This window comes from Actinomadura sp. 6N118 (assembly GCF_044326415.1).
Taxonomy (GTDB): Bacteria; Actinomycetota; Actinomycetes; order Streptosporangiales; family Streptosporangiaceae; genus Spirillospora.
Genome location: NZ_JBIRAZ010000004.1, coordinates 255,644 through 274,903, shown reverse-complemented (window position 1 = coordinate 274,903; position 19,260 = coordinate 255,644). Strand labels below are relative to the sequence as shown.

Annotated in this window: 18 protein-coding genes; 6 read left to right on the top strand and 12 right to left on the bottom strand. The window is 71.0% G+C overall.

Annotated elements, in window-relative coordinates; all coding sequences use genetic code 11:
* Nucleotides 1–6: 6 nt before the first annotated feature.
* Complete coding sequence (locus ACH34W_RS12075) at nt 7–303, top strand: DUF6457 domain-containing protein (protein WP_395960886.1); 297 nt, start codon at nt 7–9, stop codon at nt 301–303.
* Here the strand turns inward: ACH34W_RS12075 and ACH34W_RS12070 are convergent.
* From ACH34W_RS12070 to ACH34W_RS12055, 4 genes are all read right to left on the bottom strand, one after another.
* On the bottom strand, nt 300–521 hold the full coding sequence (locus tag ACH34W_RS12070) for a hypothetical protein (protein WP_395960885.1): 222 nt from the start codon (nt 519–521) through the stop codon (nt 300–302). The genes ACH34W_RS12075 and ACH34W_RS12070 overlap by 4 nt on opposite strands.
* Nucleotides 522–612: 91 nt before the next feature.
* Nucleotides 613–873, bottom strand: coding sequence for a hypothetical protein (locus ACH34W_RS12065; RefSeq protein WP_151560679.1), 261 nt, complete (start codon nt 871–873; stop codon nt 613–615).
* A 115-nt stretch (nt 874–988) separates the two neighbouring features.
* Entirely contained in the window at nt 989–2,356 is a 1,368-nt protein-coding gene (locus ACH34W_RS12060; RefSeq protein WP_395960884.1) for an FAD-dependent oxidoreductase, read from the bottom strand.
* On the bottom strand, nt 2,346–3,149 hold the full coding sequence (locus ACH34W_RS12055; protein ID WP_395960883.1) for a tryptophan 2,3-dioxygenase: 804 nt from the start codon (nt 3,147–3,149) through the stop codon (nt 2,346–2,348). Before ACH34W_RS12055 ends, ACH34W_RS12060 begins: the two co-directional genes overlap by 11 nt.
* 237 nt (nt 3,150–3,386) lie before the next feature.
* Here ACH34W_RS12055 and ACH34W_RS12050 point away from each other — a divergent pair, with 237 nt between their 5' ends.
* Together ACH34W_RS12050 and ACH34W_RS12045 are read left to right on the top strand one after the other, a co-directional pair.
* Nucleotides 3,387–4,484, top strand: a complete 1,098-nt coding sequence (locus tag ACH34W_RS12050; protein ID WP_395960882.1) for a PAS domain-containing protein — start codon at nt 3,387–3,389, stop codon at nt 4,482–4,484.
* 112 nt (nt 4,485–4,596) lie between these two features.
* Nucleotides 4,597–5,700: an alpha/beta hydrolase gene (locus ACH34W_RS12045; RefSeq protein WP_395960881.1), complete on the top strand. Its 1,104-nt coding sequence runs from the start codon at nt 4,597–4,599 to the stop codon at nt 5,698–5,700.
* Between the two features lie 33 nt (nt 5,701–5,733).
* Here the strand turns inward: ACH34W_RS12045 and ACH34W_RS12040 are convergent, their stop codons facing one another.
* Nucleotides 5,734–6,261 carry a MarR family transcriptional regulator gene (locus ACH34W_RS12040; protein ID WP_395960880.1) on the bottom strand — a complete coding sequence of 176 codons (528 nt, stop codon included), beginning with the start codon at nt 6,259–6,261 and terminating at the stop codon, nt 5,734–5,736.
* Nucleotides 6,262–6,311: 50 nt separating this feature from the next.
* Here ACH34W_RS12040 and icmF point away from each other — a divergent pair, with 50 nt between their 5' ends.
* Together icmF and ACH34W_RS12030 are read left to right on the top strand one after the other, a co-directional pair.
* A complete protein-coding gene (gene icmF, locus ACH34W_RS12035; RefSeq protein ID WP_395960879.1) occupies nt 6,312–9,503 on the top strand; it encodes a fused isobutyryl-CoA mutase/GTPase IcmF in 3,192 nt (1,063 codons plus the stop codon).
* Between the two features lie 71 nt (nt 9,504–9,574).
* A complete protein-coding gene (locus ACH34W_RS12030) occupies nt 9,575–10,288 on the top strand; it encodes a helical backbone metal receptor (RefSeq protein ID WP_395960878.1) in 714 nt (237 codons plus the stop codon).
* A gap of 12 nt (nt 10,289–10,300) precedes the next feature.
* Here the strand turns inward: ACH34W_RS12030 and ACH34W_RS12025 are convergent, their stop codons facing one another.
* The 5 genes from ACH34W_RS12025 to ACH34W_RS12005 form a co-directional block, all read right to left on the bottom strand.
* Nucleotides 10,301–10,936, bottom strand: a complete 636-nt coding sequence (locus ACH34W_RS12025; RefSeq protein WP_395960877.1) for a TetR/AcrR family transcriptional regulator — start codon at nt 10,934–10,936, stop codon at nt 10,301–10,303.
* Nucleotides 10,933–11,688 carry a 3-oxoacyl-ACP reductase FabG gene (gene fabG, locus ACH34W_RS12020; protein WP_395960876.1) on the bottom strand — a complete coding sequence of 252 codons (756 nt, stop codon included), beginning with the start codon at nt 11,686–11,688 and terminating at the stop codon, nt 10,933–10,935. The genes ACH34W_RS12025 and fabG overlap by 4 nt, the downstream gene beginning before the upstream one ends.
* Nucleotides 11,689–11,723: 35 nt before the next feature.
* Nucleotides 11,724–12,875: an acyl-CoA dehydrogenase family protein gene (locus ACH34W_RS12015; RefSeq protein WP_395960875.1), complete on the bottom strand. Its 1,152-nt coding sequence runs from the start codon at nt 12,873–12,875 to the stop codon at nt 11,724–11,726.
* Between the two features lie 131 nt (nt 12,876–13,006).
* Nucleotides 13,007–14,989, bottom strand: coding sequence for a substrate-binding domain-containing protein (locus tag ACH34W_RS12010; RefSeq protein ID WP_395960874.1), 1,983 nt, complete (start codon nt 14,987–14,989; stop codon nt 13,007–13,009).
* Nucleotides 14,990–15,678: 689 nt separating this feature from the next.
* Nucleotides 15,679–16,008, bottom strand: a complete 330-nt coding sequence (locus ACH34W_RS12005) for a DUF3099 domain-containing protein (RefSeq protein ID WP_395960873.1) — start codon at nt 16,006–16,008, stop codon at nt 15,679–15,681.
* A gap of 49 nt (nt 16,009–16,057) precedes the next feature.
* On the opposite strand from ACH34W_RS12005, the gene ACH34W_RS12000 reads away from it, so the two are divergent.
* A complete protein-coding gene (locus tag ACH34W_RS12000) occupies nt 16,058–16,270 on the top strand; it encodes a dodecin (RefSeq protein ID WP_395960872.1) in 213 nt (70 codons plus the stop codon).
* A gap of 95 nt (nt 16,271–16,365) precedes the next feature.
* Here the strand turns inward: ACH34W_RS12000 and ACH34W_RS11995 are convergent, their stop codons facing one another.
* Nucleotides 16,366–17,745, bottom strand: coding sequence for a metallopeptidase TldD-related protein (locus tag ACH34W_RS11995; protein ID WP_395961179.1), 1,380 nt, complete (start codon nt 17,743–17,745; stop codon nt 16,366–16,368).
* A 5-nt stretch (nt 17,746–17,750) separates the two neighbouring features.
* A complete protein-coding gene (locus ACH34W_RS11990; protein WP_395960871.1) occupies nt 17,751–19,250 on the bottom strand; it encodes a TldD/PmbA family protein in 1,500 nt (499 codons plus the stop codon).
* Nucleotides 19,251–19,260: the final 10 nt, after the last annotated feature.

Genomic DNA, 19,260 nt, shown 5'->3' with positions numbered 1-19,260 from the left:
GCGAGAGTGGAGATCACACGTACGCCGAGGGGGAAGATGACGGTGCTGGAGGAATGGATCGAGGCGGTCTGCCTCGAACTCGGGATCGACCGCGACGAGGTCGACCGGGATCTGATCCTTGACCTCGCCCGCGACGTCGCGCACGGCGTGGCGCGGCCGGGCGCTCCGCTCACCGCCTACCTGCTGGGACTGGCGGTCGGCCGCGGCGCCCCGGCGCGGGACGGTGCCGCCCGGCTCACCGCGATGGCCGAGGGCTGGAAGCCCGGCCCTGACTCACCCGACTCACAGGGCGGCGGGGCCTAGGCCGGCAGGTCGCGTTCCGCGACCGGCACGACATCGCGCAGGAAGTCGCGGCGGTCCAGGAACGCCGACAGGCCGGCGCGGTGCTCGTCGCAGGACAGCCAGATCTTGCGCCGGTCCGGCGTATGGATCTTGGGGTTGTTCCAGCGCAGCGCCCATACGGCGTCCGCGCGGCATCCCTTGGCCGAGCACTGCAGTTCGTCGACGGGTTCTTCGGTCACGCCCCAACCTTGGCACAGCGCGGGCGGGCCTCCCCGTGGGGGGCACGGGGAGGCCCGCCGGCGTCACGCCCTGTTAGTCATGCCTTGAGCGTCATGCCTTGGCCTGGCCGCGGTAGCCGACCGGTCCCTCACCCTTGAACTGCGCCGAGCCCGAGAACCGGGCGCCGTTGTCATAGAAGGTGACCTGGGCGTTGCCGCGCGGGCTGGCCCACGAGACCTGCGTCCCGGTCTCGGGCATCTGGTCGGCGGGCACGACCGCCTCGCGGTTCCTGATCGTGATGATCAGATCGGCGTCGTCGTGCCAGTCGGCATTCGGGCCACCCCACTGGATCTGGGTCTTGTACGTGGCCATGCTCGCTCCTTCGAACTGCCGCGCCTTCGGGGCGGATTCCCCTCTTGCCTACGTCCGCCCCCGCCCGCCGACAATAGTCCTGACCGTCTTCGGTCAAATACAGGCAGTAGTCCTGTCAAGGGCGCGGGCGCGGGCACCGTCGGCGCAGCCGCCGGACCGCGAGCCCGGCCAGCAGCGCGGTCCCGAGCACACCGGCCGCGACCGCCTGGTTCTGCCGCCGGATCCGCCTCGGGATCTGCGCGTACGGCATCGTGCTGAACGAGACGAGCTCGTACCGGGAGACGTAACGGCCCGCCGAGCGGCGTTCAAGAGCGTGCTGGGCGGCCTGCTTCAGCCGGTAGACCGGGGAGCTTACCCGGTCGCGCATCTCGATGAAGTTGTCGAGGGCCATCTCGGCGATCGCGTCGGTGTTGGCCTTGCGCCGCTCCTGGTAGAGCGAGAGCACGCGCGCCCAGTCGCCGTCAGCCTCGGTCAGGAGCCGGTCGATCTCGATGCAGTCCTCGAACGCGCAGTTGGCGCCCTGCCCGAAGAACGGCACGATCGCGTGGGCCGCGTCGCCGAGCAGCGCGACGACGGCGCCCTGCCCGTACCGGACCCAGGGCCAGCAGCGGACGGTCACCAGTGAGCCCACCGGATTGTGCGTGAAGTCGTCGGTGAGCGCGGGCATCAGGCGGGCGGCGTCGGGATAGTGCGACTCGAAGTGGGCCCGCACCTTGGCGTCGGTGTCGAGGGCCTCGAAGTCGGTCTTCGGCCAGAACAGCGTGCAGGTGAACGACCGGTCGAGGTTCGGCAGCGCGATCATCATGGCGGTCCCGCGCGGCCAGATGTGCAGCGCGTCCGGGTCCAGCGCGAAGTCCCCGTCGCGGGGCGGGATGGTCAGCTCCTTGTAGCCGTGCTCCAGGAAGTCCTGGCGGTCGTCGAGACCGCCGCCGGAGGCCAGCGACCGCCGCACGGCACTGTACGCGCCGTCCCCGGCGAGCACGACGCCGGCGCGTTCGGTGACGGGCCCGTCCGGCCCCTGTATCTGGAGCACCCCGGCGTCGACGCCCGTCACCCGCTGGGAGAACCGCACGGTCACGCCCGGCGTGGCCTCCGCCGTGTCCAGAAGCGCCTGGTTGAGCTCGGCCCGGCTGATCGAATTGATCGCCCGTTCACCGTCGGCGCTGTACGGCTGGAAGTTCTGCCCCGCCCCCAGCGGGTGGACCATCCGCCCGTGCATGGGGAGGGCCCGCTTGAGGGCCTGGTCGCGCAACCCCACGGCGTCGAGCGCCGCCAGCCCGCGCGCCGAGATGGCGAGGTTGATGGACCGCCCACGCTCCGGGCCGGCGACCCGCGGATCGGGCCGGCGCTCGTACAGCGTCACCTCGAGGCCGCGCCGGCCCAGCAGCGTCGCCAGCAGGCACCCCGCGAGGCCGCCGCCGACGATCGCGACCCGTTCGCCGTCACGTGTCTGGAAATCCCGAGTCACAGATTCACGCGCCATGGACGGGGGCCTCCTCGATCTGCGAGCGGACCTCCCAGAGATCCGGGAAGGCGGGCCTGAACAGGGTCGAGCGCAGGTAGTCCGCGCCCGCAGAGCCGCCCGTGCCGATCTTGGCGCCGATGGTACGTTCCACCATCTTGACGTGCCGGTAGCGCCACTCCTGGATGCCCTCGTCCACGTCCACCAGGGCCTCGCACACCTCGGCGGCCGGCCCGTTCTCGTCGGCGTAGACCTTGAGCAGCGTGCGCTGTACGTCCTCGTCCGGCCGCCACGGTGCGCGCGGGTCCCGGTGGAGCGCGGCGTCCGGCACGTCGAAGCCCTGGAGCTGCAGGTAGCGCAGCAGCGAGTCGAACAGCGATCGCCGAGCCACGGCGGCCTGCAGCCGCTGGTCGTCGCGCAGGTCCGACGCGGGGAACTCGCGGCGCCCCAGCACGGCCTCCAGTTCCCGGAACTGCGCCGACTGGAAGCCGCTGGACGAGCCCAGCGCGTCCCGGAACGACGCGAACTGGCGGGGCGTCATCGTCTCGAGGACGTCCAGCTGACCGACGACCGTCTTGAGGATCTTGGCGATCCTCCGGGCCGTGTGCAGCGCGCCCGCGCTGTTGTCCTCCTCCAGCCGCCGTTGCAGCAGTGCCGCCTCGTGCAGGAGCTGCTTGAACCACAGCTCATAGACCTGATGAATGATCACGAACAGCAGCTCGTCGTGCGCGCCGGTGCGCGGCTCCTGACACGCCAGCAAGCGGTCGAGCCGCAGATAACCGCCGTAGGTGACGTCCTCGGCCGGGTCGCCCATCGCCGTACCTCCCCGTCCCTGGCGCCGCCACGACACTGTGACCGAATCATCGCCATAGGACCGGCACAAAGGTACATACCCGGCGCGGGGAGCGCGCAGCGAGGCCTGCTCCACGGCCGGTCGGCCCCGGGGAGGCCGGCCGCCGGCAGCTCGATGACCGGACCTCAACTCTTCCCCTGAAGTGGAAAGCGGGCAGAATACCGGATAAGGGTTGGCTGCTCGTGGGAGGGGCGCGCGATGGCCTCACACCTGGATTTCACGGCCATCCGGAAGGACCTCGACGCTTTCGCCGGACGCATCAACGCCATGCGCGCGGCGCCGACGCTCAAGGCGGCGCTGCTGGAGCTGGAGAACGCCGAAGAGGAACTCCGGGTCTGCTCAGAGGAGGTCGAACGGCTGGCGCTGCCCTGTGGTGACACCGACCTGCAGCTGGAACTCATGAGCCGCGCTTTCCAGGAGCTGCCGTCACCCGCCTTCGTGCTCGACGACTCCGGTGTGATCCGCGGGCTCAACCGCCGGGGCACCGGGCTCCTCGGCGTCACCGCCGTCCGCGCCGTGGGCAGGCCCTTCGCGGTCTTCGTCGAGCAGCCATGGCGGACGACGTTCCGCTGTGAGCTCGCCGACGTGCTGAGCGAGGGCCGCCCGGGGTCGGTCGTCGGCCGGGTGGGCTCGAGGACCGGCTGCACGCCGCCGCTCGAACTCCGGCTGGCGCGGATCTTCCCGCACCCCGGCGAGCGCCCGGTGGTCCTGGTCACCCTGGACGTCTTCGCGAACCACGGTGGCCATCACGACCTCATGGCCGAGGCCGCCCAGCTGCGCCGGCTCGACATCATGGGGCGGATGACCCGGCTCCTCCTCAGCGCGCCGGCGGTCTCCGGGCCGGAGATGCTCGGCGACGCCGCGGCCCTGCTGGCCGCCGAGTGCTGCGACTTCGCCGTGATCGACCTGCTCCGCGGGGGCGTGCTCCGCAGGGCGGTCGTGGCCGGTCCGGTGGGCACGCCGGAGGAACCGGACGGCGTGGTGACCTGCCGGGCCCTGGAGCGGCTGGATCCCGACGGCTCCCTGGTCGCGCAGACCATCGTCGAGACCGGTGAGTCCATGCTGCACATCCCCCTGCGGGAGGAAGGGGTGCTCGGGCGGAGCCAGACCGGCTGCCCCCTGCCCAAGGAGCTGAACGCGGCGTTCGCCGTCGGTGTCGCCCTGCGCGACGAGACGCCCGGTCCGCTCGGTGTCCTGCTCCTGGTCAGGAAGCCCGACCGGCCGGCCTTTACGCTCACCGACCTCGCTCTGTACGAGGAACTCGGCGTGCACATCGGACTGGCGCTCAAACGCTGAGCCCGCACAAACGCCGAGCCCGCACAAACGCCGAGCCCGGACAACGCTGAGCCCGCAGCCGGCTCGGACGCTAGCCTTCGAACGGAATTCGGTTCGATGCTGGGAGGCCGGGATGACCGAGGTCGTCAGGGAGTTCGTGGGGTTGCCGTCGCCCCTCATCGGCAGGGCGGGCGCGGGCGGCCACCCGTGCCAGGGCGTCTATCACCGGCCGGCGGGGGCGCCCCCGCGGACCGCGTTCATCGCCACGCACTACAACATCGACTTCTCCGAGCACTATCTCGCCTCCTACCTGGCCGAACGCGGATACGGCTTCCTCGGCTGGAACACCCGGTTCCGCGGCGCCGAGGCGTACTTCCTGCTCGATCACGCGCTCGCCGAGATCGGCGTCGGAGTGCGGTGGCTCCGGGAGCAGGCCGGTGCCGAACGCGTGGTGCTGCTCGGCAACTCCGGGGGCGGCTCGCTCATGGCCGCCTACCAGTCCCAGGCGCTGGAGCCGAACGTGACGCCGGTCGCCGGGATGCGGCCCGTGTCCGCGATCGAGGATCTGCCCGCCGGAGACCTGTTCGTCGCATTGGCCGCGCACTCCGGCCGGCCCGAGGTGCTCACCGCATGGATGGACCCCTCGATCACCGACGAGACCGACGCGCTCTCGGTGGATCCGGCGCTCGACCCGTTCAACCCGGAGAACGGCCCGCCCTACAGCGCCGGGTTCCAGGCGCGCTACCGCGCCGCGCAGCGCGCCCGCAACGAACGGATCACCGGCTGGGCACTCGAACGGCTCGCCGCCCTCCAGGGCACCCGCGCCCGCGACCAGCTCTTCAACCTCCACCGCACCTGGGCCGACCTGCGGATGATCGACCCCTCCATCGAGCCGTCGGACCGCAGGCCGAACTGGTGCTACCAGGGCGAACCGGTCAAGGCCAACTACGGCGTCTTCGGCATCGGCTCGCTGTGCACGCTGCGCACCTGGTTGTCGATGTGGAGCCTGCGCACGTCCCAGTGCGTCGCGGCGCCGCACCTCCGGCGCATCACCGTCCCGTCGCTGGTGATCCACGCGACCGCGGACGAGTGCGTGTACGACAGCGACGCCCAGGCCGTCCACGGGGCTCTCGCCGCACAGGACAAGCGCCTGGAGTTCATCAAGGACGAGCACTACTTCCGTGAGTCCCGGCCCCAGATGGCCGACCTCATCGACGCCTGGGTGCGCGAACGCTGACCCGCCAGCCCGGGGAATCCTCCCGCTGACCCGTCAGCCCGCGGAGTCCTCCGGCTGTGGTTCGACCTCGCCGACGGCGACGCGGACCGCGCGCAGGGCCGCGGTGAGGCCGGTGGCCTCCTCGGCGGTCACGTCCGGGAGCCCGAACGACGCCTCGTGGAGGGCGTCCGTCGCCTCCTCGGCGAGCTCGCGCCCGGCCGGGGTGATCTCGGCGAGCACGATCCGGCGGTCATCGGGGGAGGGGCGGCGCCGCACGAGCCCGCGCCGCTCCAGCCGCCCGATCACGTTGGTCACCGAGGCCGGATGCACCATCAGGCGTACGCCCATCTTGCCCATGGGCAGGGCACCCGAACGGGTGAAGGCGAGCAGCCGCAGGGCCTCGTAGGCTGCGAAGGTGAGGCCGTGCGGTTTGAGGGCCGCCTCGATCTGGCTCAGCAGCAGCTGCTGGACCCGCATCACCGAGGTGACGGCGGCCATGCGGTCGGCGTGCTCGGGCCACCGGGCGCTCCACTGGTGGTGAGCTTCGGCGATGGGATCGAGGGAATTGACTGAGTCGGCCACGAGGAATTACTTTAGCTTCCAAATATTGGAAGTCCAAGGGTGGGGTTCTGATGCATGTCCCGGTGAATCCGGTGCGGTTCGTGACGGCGGCTGCGCTGTTCGACGGCCACGACGCGGCCATCAACATCATGCGGCGCATCCTGCAGGCCCAGGGCGCCGAGGTGGTGCATCTGGGGCATGACCGCTCGGTCCAGGCCGTCGTCGACGCGGTCCTGGAGGAGGACGCCCAGGGTGTGGCGATCAGCTCCTACCAGGGCGGCCACGTCGAGTACTTCGAGTACCTGGCCAAGTCCCTGGCCGAGGCCGGGTCGGGGCAGGTGCAGATCTTCGGCGGAGGCGGCGGCGTGATCGTGGCCGAGGAGATCGCCCGGCTCGCGGCGGCCGGGGTCCGGATCTTCTCACCGGAGGACGGCCAGCGGCTGGGCCTGCCCGGCATGATCAACGAACTGGTCCGCGACTGCGACGTCGATCTGGCGGCCGAGCCGGTCCCGGCCGACGCGGTGATGGCGGGCGACCGGCGCGCGCTCGCCCGTGCCATCACCTGCCTCCAGGCAGGCAAGCTCCCCGAGGCCGACCAGCAGGCGATAGCCGAGGCGGCCGGCCGGCGGCGCGTGCCCGTGCTCGGCATCACCGGCACGGGAGGCTCCGGCAAGTCGTCCCTCACCGATGAACTGGTGCGGCGGCTGCGCGTGGACCAGCAGGACAAGCTGCGCGTCGCGGTGCTCGCGGTCGACCCGACCCGGCGGCGCGGCGGCGGCGCGCTCCTGGGTGACCGCATCCGCATGAACGCGATTGAAGGGGGCCACGTCTTCTTCCGCTCGATGGCCACTCGCGGCGCGCGCGAGCTGCCCGACAACGTCGAGTCCGTGGTCGAGGCGTGCAAGGCCGCCGGCTACGACCTGGTGATCCTGGAGACGCCCGGGATCGGCCAGGGCGACGCGGCGATCGTCTCGCTCGCCGACGTCTCGCTGTACGTCATGACGCCGGAGTTCGGCGCCGCCTCCCAGCTCGAGAAGATCGACATGCTCGACTTCGCCGACGTGGTCGCGATCAACAAGTTCGAGCGGCGGGGCGCGGCGGACGCGCTGCGGGACGTCTCCCGGCAGCTCATCCGCAACCGCGAGGCGTTCGGCGCCAAGCCCGAGGACATGCCGGTCTTCGGCACGAGCGCCGCCACGTTCAACGACGACGGCGTCACCGCGCTCTACCAGCACCTGATCGGCCTGCTGGGCATCGAGCCGGGCGTGCTGCCCGAGGCCACGACCAAGGTCTCCACCGGCGCGGCCCAGATCATCCCGCCCGCGCGCGTCCGCTACCTGTCCGGCATCGCCGAGACCGTGCGCGGCTACCACGCCGACACGCTGACGCAGGTCGAGGCGGTCCGGCGCGTGGAGCGCCTGGCCGAGGTCCGCGCCGAGCTGACTGAGACGGCCGAGGTCGACGGCCTGCTGGAGGACGCACGCCGGGACGTGACCCCGGAGAACGCCGACCTGATCGAGGGTTGGCCCGCCGTCGTGGAGTCGTACTCCGGTGACGAGCAGGTCGTGAAGATCCGCGACCGGGAGCTGCGCACCGAGCTCACCCGCGAGTCGCTCTCCGGCAGCCGTATCCCGCGTGTCGCGCTGCCCCGCTACACCGACCACGGCGAGCTGCTGCGCTTCCTCCGCGCGGAGAACCTGCCCGGCCGCTTCCCGTTCACCGCGGGCGTCTTCCCGTTCAAGCGCGACAACGAGGACCCGGCCCGCATGTTCGCGGGCGAGGGCGACCCGTTCCGCACCAACCGCCGCTTCAAGCTGCTGTCGGAGGGGCAGCCCGCGACCCGGCTGTCCACCGCGTTCGACTCGGTCACGCTCTACGGCCGCGACCCCGACGAGCGGCCCGACGTCTACGGCAAGGTCGGCACCTCGGGCGTCTCGATCGCGACGCTCGACGACATGAAGGCGCTGTACGACGGGTTCGACCTGGCGAGCCCCACCACCTCGGTGTCGATGACCATCAACGGCCCCGCGCCGACGATCCTGGCGTTCTTCCTCAACGCCGCCATCGACCAGGGCCTCGACGCCTTCCGGGAGGACAAGGGCCGGGAGCCCACGGCCGAGGAGGCCGCGAGGATCCGCGCGCGGGTGCTCTCGATCGTGCGGGGCACCGTCCAGGCCGACATCCTCAAGGAGGACCAGGGGCAGAACACCTGCATCTTCTCCACCGAGTTCTCGCTGCGGATGATGGGCGACATCCAGGAGTGGTTCATCGCCAACAAGGTCCGCAACTTCTACTCGGTCTCGATCTCCGGCTACCACATCGCCGAGGCCGGGGCGAACCCCATCAGCCAGCTCGCGTTCACGCTGGCCAACGGCTTCACCTACGTCGAGTCCTATCTGGCCCGCGGCATGGACATCGACGACTTCGCGCCCAACCTGTCGTTCTTCTTCTCCAACGGCATGGATCCCGAATACAGCGTGCTCGGCCGTGTGGCCAGGCGCATCTGGGCCGTGGCGATGCGGGAGCGGTACGGGGCCAACGAACGCAGCCAGAAGCTGAAGTACCACGTGCAGACGTCCGGGCGGTCGCTGCATGCGCAGGAGATGAACTTCAACGACATCCGCACCACGCTGCAGGCCCTGATCGCCATCTACGACAACTGCAACAGCCTGCACACCAACGCCTACGACGAGGCGGTCACCACGCCCACCGCCGAGTCGGTGCGCCGCGCCCTGGCCATCCAGCTCATCATCAACCGCGAGTGGGGCCTCGCGATGAACGAGAACCCCCTGCAGGGATCGTTCATCATCGATGACCTGACCGACCTGGTCGAGGAGGCGGTGCTCACCGAGTTCGACCGGATCAGCGAGCGCGGGGGAGTGCTGGGCGCGATGGAGACCGGCTACCAGCGCGGCCGGATCCAGGACGAGTCGATGCTGTACGAGCAGCGCAAGCACGACGGGTCGCTGCCCATCATCGGCGTCAACACGTTCCGCAACCCGAACGGCGGCGAGGAGGCCGGCAAGCCGCTGGAGCTGGCCAGGGCCACCGAGGACGAGAAGCGTTCGCAGCTCGACCGGGTGCGCGGCTTCCAGCAGCGGCACCGCGACGACGCCGAGAGCGCTCTCGCCGCGCTGAAGGAGGCGGCGCGCTCGGGTGACAACGTGTTCGCGGTCCTGATGGACGCGGCGCGGGTGTGCAGCCTGCAGCAGATCACCGACGCGTTCTTCGAGGTCGGCGGGCAGTACCGGCGGAACGTGTGACGGGTGTGCGCCGGTGACGAGGTGAGCAGGTGACGAGGTGAGCAGGTGACGAGGGTGAGCAGGTGACGAGGGTGGGCAGGATCGTCTCGATCGTGCCGTCCCTGACAGAGACGGTCGCCGAGACGGCCCCCGGCCTGCTGGTGGGGGCGACGGACTGGTGCACCCATCCGGCCGGTCTCGACGTCGAGCGGGTCCGCGGCACCAAGAACCCCGACATCGAACGGATCGTGGCGCTCAAGCCGGACGTCGTCCTCGGCAACACCGAGGAGAACCGCGCCGTCGACGTCGAGACGCTGCGCGCGGCGGGCGTCGCCGTCTGGATGACCGAGATCCGCACCGTGGACGAGGCGCTGGTGTCGCTCCGCCGGATGCTCACCGAGGCCTGCGGGCTGGACGCCCCGGGCTGGCTGGACGACGCCGCCCGCGCCTGGGACTTCCCGTCGCCCGCCCGGCGGGTACGAGCCGCCGTCCCGATCTGGCGGCGGCCCTGGATGGTCGTCGGACGCGACACGTTCACCGGGGACGTCCTCTCCCGTCTGGGAGTCGGCAACGTCTACGCGGATCATCCGGAGCGCTACCCGAAGATTCCCCTGGACGAGATCGTGGCGTCGGCGCCCGACCTGGTGGTCCTGCCCGATGAGCCCTACCGGTTCACCGCCGACGACGGGCCGGAGTGTTTTCCCGGGACGCCGTGCGCCCTCGTCGACGGCCGCCTGCTCACCTGGTACGGGCCGTCGCTGGTGGCGGCGCCGCGGGCGCTGGCCGCCCAGCTCGACGTGCTGTGATCTTCCTGGCGATCAGTCCGTGGTGGTGAACAGGGACTGCACGCACCGGTCCATGCGTGCGTCGAGCTCGTCGACGGGCAGGCCGATCTCCCGGGCGAGCTGCTCGCGGAAGAGCGTGTAGCCGTAGATCGTCGAGGCGAGCGCGGCCTGGACCGCTTCGACGTCACCGGTCGCCAGCTCGCCGTGGGAGGCGCTCTCGGCCAGCCGGGCCCGGCTCTCCCCCCGGTCGGGCAGGACGCGGGCCCGGTCGTCCCCGTCCAGCACCAGCAGCGTGGTGAGCACGATCGGCTCGGGACGGCGCAGGTTGGTCCAGAAGAGCCTCGACAGCCGTTCGCGCAACGGCAGCCTGGCGGCCTCCCCGGCGTCGTCGGCGTTGGCCTTGGCGCGGTGGAACAGCGCCGACCGCAGCAGCCCGCGGCGCGAGCCGAAGTACTGGTAGACCAGCCCGCGGTTGACGCCCGCCTTGTCGGCGACCTCACGCAGGTTGAGACCTGCCAGGATGCCCTCCCGGCGCAGCAGGCCGATCGCGGCGACGCGCAGCGCCTCCTCGGTCACCTCCCGGCCGCGCAGGGCACCGGGTTCACGGGCCGGCTCGCGGGCCGGCTCGCGGGCGGGCTCTGGGTCTGGCTCGCGTGCGGGTGCCGTCACGCTCGCGGGCCGCCCGCCACGTAGATCACCTGGCCGGTCACGAACGAGGCGTCGTCGCTCACCAGGAACGCGACCGTGCCGGCGATGTCCGCGGGAACGCCGACCCGGCGCACCGGGATCTGCTCGGCCGCGGCGCGCTTGAACTCCTCGAAGTCCACGCCCATCCGGGCCGCGGTCGCCGCCGTCATCTCGGTGGCGATGAAGCCGGGAGCGATGGCGTTGGCGGTCACCCCGAACTTCCCGAGCTCGATCGCGAGGGTCTTGGTGAACCCCTGCAGGCCCGCCTTGGCCGCCGAATAGTTGGCCTGGCCGCGGTTGCCGAGCGCCGACACCGAGGACAGGTTGACGATGCGGCCCCAGCCCGCGTCCGTCATGTGGGTCTGGACCGCCCGGCTCATGAGGAACGCGCCGCGCAGGTGGACGGACATGACCGAGTCCCAGTCGTCGTCGGTCATCTTGAACAACATGTTGTCGCGGATGATCCCGGCGTTGTTCACCAGCACCAGCGGCGGACCCAGCTCGTCGGCGACCCGGGCGACCGCCGCCTCGACGCGCGTCGAGTCCGCGACGTCCACGCCGACCGCGATGGCGCGTCCCCCGGCCGCCGCGATGTCTTTGAGAGTGCCCGCGCAGGCGGCCTCGTCGAGATCGCAGACGGCGACGGCGAAGCCTTCCCGCGCGAGCCGTGCCGCCGTGGCGGCGCCGATCCCGCGTGCCGCTCCGGTGACGATGGCCACCTTGGACTCGGTCATGTCCGTTCCTCCCCTGTGGGCGTCGCGGCCGGGCGTCAGACGCCGAGCTGCTTGGCGATGATGGTCTTCAGCACCTCGCTCGTGCCGCCGTAGATGCGGCTGACGCGGGCGTCGGTGTAGAGCCGCGCGATGGGGTACTCGAGGATGTAGCCGTAGCCGCCGTGCAGCTGCAGGCACTTGTCGACGACCCGCGCCTGGACCTCGGTGCAGAACAGCTTGGTCTTGGCCGCGTCGGCGGGGGTGAGCTCGCCGAGGTCGTGCGCGTCCATGGCGCGGTCGACCAGCGAACGGGCCGCCTCCACCTCGGTGTCGCACTCGGCCAGCACGAACTTGGTGTTCTGGAACGAGGCGACGGACTTGCCGAACACCGTGCGGTCCTTCACGTACCCCATGGCGAACTCGACGGCGGCGGCGGCCGACGCGTACGACTGCACCGCGATGGCCAGCCGCTCCTCGGCCAGGTTGTGGGCGAGGTATTCGAACCCGCGGCCCTCCTCGCCGAGGAGATTCTCCACCGGCACCCGCACGTCGGTGAACGACAGCTCGGCGGTGTCGGAGGTGCGCAGGCCGATCTTCTCGAGCTTGCGGCCGACGGAGTAACCCTCGCTCTTGGTGTCCACGCACAGGATCGACAGGCCGGCGCGGCGGTTCTCCGGCGTGGCGGGGGAGGTGCGGGCCACGACGAGGCACATGTCCGCCAGCACGCCGCCGGTGATGAAGGTCTTCGCGCCGTTGAGGATGTAGTGGTCGCCGTCGCGCCGGGCGGTGGTCTGCATGCCCGCGAGGTCCGAGCCGGTGCCGGGCTCGGTCATGGCGATCGCGGTCATCATGTCGCCGGAGACGAAGGCGGGCAGCCAGCGCTTCTTCTGCTCCTCGGAGCCGTACGCGAGCAGGTACGGCAGGACGAGGTTGACGTGCACGGTCGTGGCGCCGAAGTTCACGCCCTGGCGGGCGCACTCCTCGGAGATCACGGCGGCGTACTTGAAGCTGGTCTCGCCCGCGCCGCCGTACTCCTCGGGCACCGTGATGCCGAAGACGCCCAGCTCGCCGAGCTTGTTGTAGAAGTCCCGGGGCGGGTGACCGGCCTCCTCCCACGCGGGGAAGACGGGTACGACCTCGGCCTCGATGAAGTCCCGGATGGTCTCCCGGAACGCCTCATGGTCCTCGTTGAACACGGTACGGCGCATGGCGCGCCCCTTTCGTCCACGTCATGGCGATCTAGCGGAACGCTAAGTTTCCTCGAATCTGATTCTAGTTTCAACTCCGGCCGCTAGGAACTCCGGGGGCTCCTGACGTGGCTCAGCGGCCGGGACGGTGCTCAGCAATCGGGGGCGCATACCCTCCGTGCGACGGCTTGGAGGAACTTCTGCTGGACCTCATCAGGCGTCTCGGCGATGAGGACGTCACCCCGGGTCGCCTCGGCGATCTGCCGGAGTGCACCCGCGTCCACACCCTTGCCGTACCCGTACATGAAGACCAGGACCGGCCGGTCCGGATCGACCTCCCGGCGCAGCGCGTCCAGGGTCGCCTGCAGCGACGGGCCGCCCGGGTCGTCGTTCTTGCCGTCGGTCCAAATCAGGACCGAGTTGACGAACTCGGGTTTGTAGGACCGCTTCATCTTCCGGTAGGCCGCCAGGACCGTGTCGTACAGCCCGGTGTCGCCGTTCTTTTTGGGGCGTACCTGGGCGAACGCGCTCAGCACGAGCTGGCGGCGGGTGGCCGAGCCGAGCCGTTCGCCGAGCGGGCCCACGCCGACCAGCTCCCGCCAGTCCTGGCCGTTCTGCAGATCTGTGGAGAACACCCATTGGCCGAGTTCGGTGTCGTCGGGCAGCAGCGCCAGCCCCTGCTGGGCCGTCCGCACGGTCGACTGCAGGCGGGTGATGCCCGGCGCGACCTTGTCCTCCATCGAACCGGAGACGTCGATGATGCTCAGCATGCGGATGCTGAGCGAGAGCCTGGCCCAGGCCTGCATGGTCTTCTGCGCCTCGGCGGGCGGGGGCGGCGGGATCGCGCGGGGCGGGCGCGGATCGAGGCCGGTCTTCTCCCTGAACGAGGCGGGGGCCACGCCGCCGGGCGTGCGGAATCCGCGTTCACGCAGATCGTCACGTGTGGGCTTGGCGGTGAGCGCCGAGGTGAGGAGGCGGCTCGCCCGCTCACGCGCGCCGTCCTGACCGAGGAAGAGAACCGGGTGATCCATCGTGAGCGTGCCCTCGGACGGGTAGAGCGCGACCGCGGACTCGCCGGGACCGCGCGCGTTGTACTCGTACACGGCCTGCTCGGGCACCAGGGCGATCGGATACCGCCCCTGCCGGTCGCGGCGGAACGAGGCGAATCCGGCCTTGACCGACGGCGACACGCCCTCCCGGATCGCCCGGACGACTCCGGTGAACGAGGTGGTCCCTTTGGGGGATCGGGCTTGCAGTGCGTTGGCCAGCAGGAGGGTGGCCATTCCCGGGCCTGTGCGGTTCGGATCAGGGACCTGGAGTTTCACCAGTCCTGCCGGGATCGCGGCGTCGCCCGGCTCCGTCGTGCCTCCGGAAGCCGCCTTGAGAAGGTCCGCCCATGACGGCTGGGCGCCCTGGCTCTTGAGTTGCCCCGCGAGCGTGCGTGGCACGGCCACGACGAGCGGGCTGGCGGCCAGCGAACCCTGCGGGATGATCCGGGTCTGCCCCGTCGTCTTGGACGCGGCCTGGGCCGGACCGATCCACAGGGAGGTATCGGGGATCCAGACGTCGGGGCGCCGGGTGACCCCGGCGACGCCCCGGCCGGACAGGAGCGTCGCGACCGCGACCGGGTCGGTGGCTGTGACCTCCGCCCGGACGCACCGCCCGCCGACCGTGTCGTCTGTGTCGTCCGCGTCGTTGAGACGGCCCGCGGCGGCGGCGACGGCCGGGGCGATGCCGGGCTCCGCGGCCACGTTCAGCGTGATCGCGTCATCCCCGCCGCATCCGCTGCCAGTCGCGAACGCGTACACCCCGAAGGTCGCCAGGAGCGTGAGCCCGACCGCGCCCGCCAGCGGGCCGATCAGCAGACCGGGGCGACGGCGGGAGTGCGGCGGGAGAGCGTGGCCCCCGCCGCTGCCGGCCCGCCCGTGGCGCGGTGATCTGGACGCCTCCGGCCCTTCTTGGTCTTGGTGGTCCTCCGGCGGGGGCGGCGGGGGCGGCTGGAACGCCGGACGGCGAGGCAGCCCGCCGCCGCCCGCGTCGGACATGCCGAGGAAGACGCGCGGAACACCGGGGCCTCCGGCGTGCCGTGGGGACTCCCTGGGCACCCACTCGGGCACCTCGCCGCGCTCGCTCATAGCCGCTCTCCGATTTGGGACGGCCCTGACGGCCGCCCTTACCGAGGGTGAGACAGATCAACAATCTGTCTCATGACAACGTAGCGTGTGATGTTCGCCTCACTCCCCGCAGTCGTCAAGCGGTATGTGGCAAATGAGGTGAGTCGGCGGACAGGCACTACGAGGGACGGGTTTCGGTCCGTGGCCGGACCAGGCCAGCGTCGGGGACTTGCCAGGAAAGCGCGAAAATGCAGCGTCCCGTGACGCGCCCTGACCGTCCAGGGACGGAAAGCCTGGTCCGCGAGTCATCGAGCGGTCACGGGATGGTCTGCCGGAGTCAAAGCCCGGCCCTGCGGCGCGTCATCTCCGCAATGTGCCCTGGACGGCGCCTCAGAGGGACTCAGAGGGAGAGGTGGGGCAGGTGGTGGACCCGGGAAGTCGATCTCGCAGGCGCGCACCGGGTGGACCAAAGCGCCGTCGTCAGCAGCCGGGATCCGGGCCGCCGGACAGGGATCGTCGCTGGTCAGAGGCCGGATCGAAGGTCCGGGAAAATGAAAGCGACGCCGGGTGGATACGGGGGCAATCCACCCGGCGTCGCATCATCGGTGTTCCGACGGGGGCCCGGAACACCGGCACGGGCGCCCCGACGGGGGACCAGAGCGCCGGTACAAATCGTACACCGAAACCCCCTGCGGTTAGTCAAGAGAAAGTCACGACCCGATTTCTGGTCGTTGTCCGGAAATCGGCTTGTGGTGCTCGCTGTCCGGGTCGGAATAGCGTGCGGTCTCCGTGGGCTCCCGGCCGCCGTTGGCGAAGATCACGCTGATGTAGGGGAGGAACAGCGCGCCGGCCACCATGAGTCCCACGATCCACAGCGGGGCCCCGGCCATCGCCGCGATGACCGACCCCACGAAGCAGCCCGTGCGGATTCCCATGGAAATGAGGTAGCGGCGCTGGCGGTATCCGATGTCCTCCGACATCGGGCGCGGCGCGTTGGTGACCGTGTAGACCTCGGCCTGCCGGCGGGGAATGACCTTCACGATTCCACGGTAAGCCCATGGGGGCTGACAGGCGACACCAGGAGGGCACATGACCGATCGCACATACCGGGTGACCGAGATCGTAGGCACGTCCCCGGACTCCGTCGAGGCCGCGGTCCGCAACGGGATCAGGCGCGCCTCGCAGACACTGCGCCATCTGGACTGGTTCGAGGTGACCGAGGTCCGCGGCCAGATCGTGGACGGGGAGGTGGCCCATTTCCAGGTCAGCCTGAAGGTCGGCTTCCGCCTGGAAGACGCCTAGAACGCGGCGGGCACGTCCGGCCGGGCTCCGGTGAGGGAGGCCCGGCCGGACGTTCCGCGTCGTTCAGGAGGCCTGGCGCTCAGGACCCCTCTCGCTCAGGATGCCTGGGAGACCGTCGACATGTTGAAGTCGGGCACGCGGACCGGCGCCATGGCGGCGCGCGTGAAGTAGTCCGACCACTCACGGGGCAGCGTCGGCTCCGTGGCGCCGACCTCGGTCAGCCGGGACAGCAGGTCCACCGGGCTCTCGTTGAACCGGAAGTTGTTGACCTCGCCGACGACCTCGCCGTTCTCGACGAGGTAGACACCGTCCCGGGTGAGGCCGGTGAGCAGCAGGCTCTGCGGATCCACCTCGCGGATGTACCAGAGGCAGGTCAGCAGCAGGCCGCGCTCGGTGCGCGCGACCATGTCCTCCAGTGAGGCCGAGGAGCCGGCCGGCCCGGCGAGCATCAGGTTGTCGATGCCCGGCGTGACCGGCAGCCCGGTCAGCTCGGCCGACCGGCGCGTCTGCGTGAGCGCCTTGAGCGTGCCGTCCGCGATCCAGTCGGTGGCGGTCAGCTCCAGTCCGTTGTCGAAGACCGACGAGTCCCGGCTGGACGCGTGCGCGACGACGAACGGGGAGCTCTCCATCCCCGCGGCACCCGGGTCGCTCCACAGCCGGACCGGCAGGCTCGCGAGCTTGTCGCCGACGCGGGTGCCGCCGCCCGGCGCGCTGAAGACCGTCCGGCCGTCGTGCGCGTCCTGGGCGCCCGCCGACCAGTAGAGGTAGATCATCAGGTCGGCCACCGCGCTCGGCGGCATGATCGTCTCGTACCGCCCGGCCGGCAGGTCCACGCGCCGCCGCCCCCAGTCGAGGCGGCGCGCCAGGTCGCCGGTCAGCCGCGGCACGTCCACGTCGGTGAAGTCGCGCGTGCCGACACCCGCCCAGGCCGAGCTGCCGCCGCCCTTGGCGTTGATCTCCAGCAGCCCGGTCGGCTGGTCGTGGCGCAGCCGGAGGCCCGCCGACGTGCCGAGGAACGAGGAGGTGAGCACGTGGTTGGCGAACCCGTACAGCTTGCGGCCCGCACCCTCGGCGGCGGCGAACGCCTCGCCGAGCGCGGGCGCGAAGCCGGCGAAGACGCCGATGCCGGTCTCGGCCGGCTCGTCGTCCCAGCCGCCGCCCGCCGCGCTCTGGGTGATGAGCGGTGCGGCGTCCTCGGCGGGCTCGCCGCCCTCGGCCACCTTCTCGGCGGCCCGGACGAGGTCCTCGATGCCGTCGGCGCCGACCGCGGCGCGCGAGACCACGCCCGTGGCGATCCCGCCCTCGGTCGCGCGCAACGCGATGACCGTCAGCCGGTTGGAGCGGGTGACGCCGTTGGTGGTCAGGGTGTTGCCGGCCCAGCGCAGGTTGGCGGTGCTGGACTCGTCGGCGATCACGATGCAGTCGTCGGTGCGGGACAGCGCCAGCGCCCGTTCGACGGCCTCCTGCGGCCTCATGATGCTCACTGGCCGGCCTCCTTCAGGGCGTTGAGGATGTTGACCCCGCGGAACAGCGCCGACGGGCAGCCGTGGCTGACCGGAGCGACCTGGCCGGGCTGGCCCTTGCCGCAGTTGAACGCGCCGCCCAGCACGTAGGTCTGCGGCCCGCCGACGGCCTCCATCGAGTTCCAGAAGTCGGTGGTGGTGGCCTGGTAGGCCACGTCGCGCAGCTGGCCCGCCAGCCGGCCGTTCTCGATCTTGTAGAAGCGCTGGCCGGTGAACTGGAAGTTGTGCCGCTGCATGTCGATCGACCAGCTCTTGTCGCCGACGATGTAGACACCGCGCTCGACGCCGGAGATGAGCTCGTCGGTGCCCGGTCCGTCCAGCGCGGGCTGCAGCGACACGTTCGCCATCCGCTGCAACGGCATGCTGGAGGCGGCGTCGGCGAACCCGCAGCCGTTCGAGCGCTCCTGGCCGGTGAGGCGGGCGATGCGCCGGTCGAGCTGGTAGCCGGTGAACAGCCCGCCGCTGACGATGTCGAACGACTGGCCCTCGACGCCCTCGTCGTCGTAGCCGATGGTGGCCAGGCCGTGCTCGGCCGTCCGGTCGCCGGTCACGTTCATGACGGCCGAGCCGTACTGGAGCTTCCCGAGCTTGTCGGGCGTGGCGAACGAGGTGCCCGCGTAGGCGGCCTCGTAGCCGAGCGCCCGGTCGAGCTCGGTGGCGTGGCCGATCGACTCGTGGATGGTCAGCCAGAGGTTGGACGGGTCGATGACCACGTCGTACACGCCCGCCTCCACCGAGGGCGCCGCCAGCTTCTCGCCGAGCAGCTCGGGGAGGGCGGCCAGCTCGCCGTCCCAGTCCCAGTGCGATCCGGTCAGCCACTCCCAGCCGCGCCCGACCGGCGGGGCGAGCGTGCGCATCGTGTCGAACGCGCCGTCGGCGATGCCCACGGCGACGATCGCCGGATGCAGCCGCACCCGCTGCTGGGTGGTGACGGTGCCCTGCAGGTCGGCGAAGAACTTGTTCTCCTTGACCTGGAGCAGCGAGACGTCCACATGGTCCACGTGGTCGCTGGCCAGTAGCCGGCGGGTCCAGTCGGTCAGCAGCGCGATCTTGTCGCCGGTCGGCACCTCGAACGGGTCGATCTCGTACGAGGAGATCCACGTCCGTTCCCCGTGGGAGGGTTCGGCGGCCAGCTCGATCGGCTCGCGGTTGACCGGCTCGGCCACCGCCGCCACCTCGACGGCCTGGGCGGCCACCCGGGCGGCGCCCTCGGGGGTGAGGTCGATGCCTGCGGCGAAGCCCCAGGTGCCGTCCTTGACCACCCGTACCGACAGGCCCAGGTCGTCGGCGTCCAGCGCGGTCTCGAGCGCGGCGTCGTGCAGCCGCAGGGTCTGGCTTCGGATGCGTTCCAGCCGGAAGTCGGCGTGCTCGGCGCCCAGCTCGCGGGCCCGGCTCAGGGCCGCGTCGGCGAGCGCGCGCAGCGGCAGCGCCGCGAATTCGGGATCGATGTCATGCACCCTGGAGAAC

Coding starts and splice junctions, on each gene's coding strand:
- ACH34W_RS12065 (WP_151560679.1), bottom strand. CDS start 873: ATGGCCACGTACAAGACCCAGATCCAGTGGGGTGGCCCGAATGCCGAC.
- ACH34W_RS12060 (WP_395960884.1), bottom strand. CDS start 2,356: ATGGCGCGTGAATCTGTGACTCGGGATTTCCAGACACGTGACGGCGAA.
- ACH34W_RS12055 (WP_395960883.1), bottom strand. CDS start 3,149: ATGGGCGACCCGGCCGAGGACGTCACCTACGGCGGTTATCTGCGGCTC.
- ACH34W_RS12050 (WP_395960882.1), top strand. CDS start 3,387: ATGGCCTCACACCTGGATTTCACGGCCATCCGGAAGGACCTCGACGCT.
- ACH34W_RS12045 (WP_395960881.1), top strand. CDS start 4,597: ATGACCGAGGTCGTCAGGGAGTTCGTGGGGTTGCCGTCGCCCCTCATC.
- icmF (WP_395960879.1), top strand. CDS start 6,312: ATGCATGTCCCGGTGAATCCGGTGCGGTTCGTGACGGCGGCTGCGCTG.
- fabG (WP_395960876.1), bottom strand. CDS start 11,688: ATGACCGAGTCCAAGGTGGCCATCGTCACCGGAGCGGCACGCGGGATC.
- ACH34W_RS12015 (WP_395960875.1), bottom strand. CDS start 12,875: ATGCGCCGTACCGTGTTCAACGAGGACCATGAGGCGTTCCGGGAGACC.
- ACH34W_RS12010 (WP_395960874.1), bottom strand. CDS start 14,989: ATGAGCGAGCGCGGCGAGGTGCCCGAGTGGGTGCCCAGGGAGTCCCCA.
- ACH34W_RS12000 (WP_395960872.1), top strand. CDS start 16,058: ATGACCGATCGCACATACCGGGTGACCGAGATCGTAGGCACGTCCCCG.
- ACH34W_RS11995 (WP_395961179.1), bottom strand. CDS start 17,745: ATGAGGCCGCAGGAGGCCGTCGAACGGGCGCTGGCGCTGTCCCGCACC.